Here is a 213-nt window from a genome sequence, read left to right on the forward strand (position 1 = left end):
ACGATGGCGCCGCGGCTTCTGCGAAGATGAGGCATGGCGCGGTGGATCAGCAGGAAAGGAGCATCAAGGTTGAGCGCCATTGTGCGTCGCCACTCATCCAGTCCCGTCTCATCTACCTTCGCTTCAACCATGCGCCCGGCGTTGTTGACGAGGATATCGAGCCGGCCGGCCTGTCGGACCACATCGTCAATGATCACGGCTGGAATGTCGGGG

1 protein-coding gene is annotated in these 213 nt (G+C 61.0%); it reads right to left on the reverse strand.

Annotated features, from left to right (window positions below):
• Positions 1 to 197, reverse strand: a 197-nt coding sequence (locus DH10_RS38395; protein WP_425515399.1) for an SDR family NAD(P)-dependent oxidoreductase, incomplete at its 3' end; no start/stop codon positions are given.
• Positions 198 to 213: the final 16 nt, after the last annotated feature.

Origin of the sequence: Mesorhizobium silamurunense (assembly GCF_014843825.1) — a bacterium.
Classification (GTDB): Bacteria; Pseudomonadota; Alphaproteobacteria; order Rhizobiales; family Rhizobiaceae; genus Mesorhizobium; species Mesorhizobium silamurunense.